The sequence below is a fragment of the Enterococcus raffinosus genome (genome assembly GCF_001886185.1).
In the GTDB taxonomy this organism is placed as follows: Bacteria; Bacillota; Bacilli; order Lactobacillales; family Enterococcaceae; genus Enterococcus_A; species Enterococcus_A raffinosus.
Genome location: NZ_JXLA01000087.1, coordinates 1 through 2,757 on the forward strand (window position 1 = coordinate 1; position 2,757 = coordinate 2,757).

Here is a 2,757-nt window from a genome sequence, read left to right on the forward strand (position 1 = left end):
AACGGTTTTCCATTTAGACTTTGGAAAAACTTTACCCGCAAAAGACGTGACCACCGATAAAGAAGGCATTGCGACCTTAGATGAGATTCCTCATGGTACAAAGGTAACCATTACTGAAAAATCGGTGCCGGCGCCTTATACGATTGATACCACACCCATGACTGCCACAATTAAAGCAGGTGAAACCATTTCAGTGACTTCAAAAAATACGCGAGAAAAAGGTCAAATTATTCTGGATAAAACCGGAATTGAAACAGGGAGTGATCTTTGGAACGATAATTACTCTTTAGCGGGCAATACGTTTGCCATTCGCAAGGATAGCCCAACTGGTGAAATCGTCCAAGAAATGACCACGGATGAAAAAGGTCATGCAGAAACACCAAAAGAGATTGCCAATGCGTTGGAATTGGGAACCTACTATGTGACTGAAACCAAGGCTAGTCATGGCTTTGTGAATACTTTCAAACCAGTAAAAGTCGAATTGAATTATGTCAATCAAACAGTGGCTCTTGTTACCAGTAACGTAAAAGGGCAAAACCAAGAAATTACTGGTGAAACCACTTTGACAAAAGAAGACAAAGATACCGGTCATGAAACTCAAGGGAAAGCTGAGTTTAAAAGAGCTGAATACACCTTGTTTACTGTTAAGGATGGAAAAGCGGTCAAATGGACCGAGAACTTTAAACCAGAATTGTTGAAGGGAACGAAAGCTTCTGATGAAACCGTAACTTTGACTTTAGATGAAAAGAATCAAGTTGCCGTTAAACACTTAGCGATTAATGAGTATTACTGGCAAGAAACCAAAGCGCCTGAAGGATATACCTTGGATGAAACAAAGTATCCTGTATCCATCAAAAAGGTGGATGATAGCGAAAAAAATGCTGTGATTACTCGAGATGTTGCGGCAAAAGAACAAGTGATTCGCTTTGGCTTTGATTTCTTTAAATTTGCTGGATCAACTACTGGCACTGCCGAAACTGGCTTCAATGATCTAACCTTTAAAGTGTCGCCATTGGAAGGAACCAATGAAATCACCGGTGCCGAAGATGAAGCGACCACAGCTTATAACGAGCAATTAGGGTTTGATGGTTATGGCAAGTTTGAAAATCTTCCTTATGGGGATTATTTACTTGAAGAAGTAGAAGCCCCAGAAGGTTTTCAAAAGATTACGCCATTAGAAATCCGTTCTACTTTTAAAGAAAATAAAGAGGATTATACCAAGAGTGATTATATCTTTACTATTACCGAAAAAGGGCAAAAGCAACCGATTAAAACGGTAACGGTCCCTTATGGGAATCTAACCAATGAGAATTTCTCAGTCAGTTTGAACCGTTTGATGCTTTATGATTTGCCTGAGGAAGAAGATAGCTTAACTTCTCTTGCGACTTGGAAAGAAGGAGATAAAGAATTGACTACTCTTGATTCTACCGAGCTAGTCGATAAATTGAGCTATAATCTACATGAAATCAAAGAAGACTGGTATATCGTAGCTCAAGCCATCGATGTAGATGCTACAAAAGCTGCCCAAGAAAAAGATAAAAAAGCCAAACCGGTGGCGATTGCGGAAACAACCGCAACTTTAGCGAATAAAGAGAAAACAGGAACTTGGGAGATTCTGCATAAATTAACTGTCGAACAAGTTTTAGACAAGACCATTGTCTTATTCAACTATGTGTATGAAAGCAAAGAAGCCTATGAAGCTGGTGATGAGCCGGTAGCGAAGGATGCTAGCTTGAACAATCAAGCGCAAACTGTTAATTGTATGGTGGAACGTCATGTTTCCATCCAAACCAAAGCGCACTTAGAAGAAGGTTCTCAGACCTTTACTCATGGTGACGTGGTAGATATGTTTGATGATGTATCCATTACCCATGATGTACTAGATGGCTCAAAAGAAGCTTTTGAAACAATTCTGTACGCTTTATTTCCAGATGGTACAAGTAAAGAAATTTGGAAATCTGGCAAGATTGATTACGAAGTGAATGACAAAGAATTTACCAAAACCGTACTTGCGGAAAAAGTGGATACAAGTAAATATCCAGAAGGTACAAGTTTTACCTTCAAAGAAATTAACTATGACAAAGATGGGAATATCAATGGAAAACACAATGAAGATTTGAAAGAAAAATCTCAAACTTTAACGCCCAAAAAAGTTCCGACAACACCAAGTACACCAGAACAATCTGAAATGCCAACTGTTCCAAGTGGCTCTCAAGAATCTAGTCCTACAGTGAAGGCATTCCCTCAAACCGGGGAGAAAACTTCCAATGTGCTACTGTTCATTGGCTTTAGCTTGATCTTTGCGACGGCTGGCTATTATTTTTGGAATCGTCGGAACTAAGGTGATAAGATGAAACATGTAAATAGTAGAAAACAATACGCGCGACCGCCTCCTAAAAAAGTGGTCGCGCTATTTTTGTATTCAAAACTAACAATGAAAAGAGGAAAAAATATGGAATTGAAATTTGTTGTACCAGATATGGTCGAGACGTTCGGAAAACTAACATACGGTGGTGAAGGTGAAGTTCTATCGGAAGGGTATGGTCGAAATACTACAATTGTTGGTCGAAGTTACCATCTGTTTTCAAATAAACAACGGGCCGATGATATTGAAGTGGTGGTAGCTGCGGAAGCCGGCGAAAAGGATTTTGACCAAGATCAACCACTAAAAGCTGTAAATCCCCACTTAATTGCCAAAGGCTATGAAATTGAGAATCGTGGGTTTACCGATTACGTGTTGTATGTTGATGATTTAGT

The 2,757-nt window shown here is 39.4% G+C and carries 2 protein-coding genes; both read left to right on the forward strand.

Annotated features, from left to right (window positions below; translation table 11 throughout):
• A partial coding sequence (gene fss3 / locus RV13_RS20200) for a fibrinogen-binding MSCRAMM adhesin Fss3 (protein ID WP_071876002.1) occupies positions 1–2,341 on the forward strand: 2,341 nt, incomplete at its 5' end.
• A gap of 111 nt (positions 2,342–2,452) precedes the next feature.
• The coding region (locus RV13_RS20205) for a YdcP family protein (protein WP_071876003.1) at positions 2,453–2,757 on the forward strand (305 nt) is incomplete at its 3' end.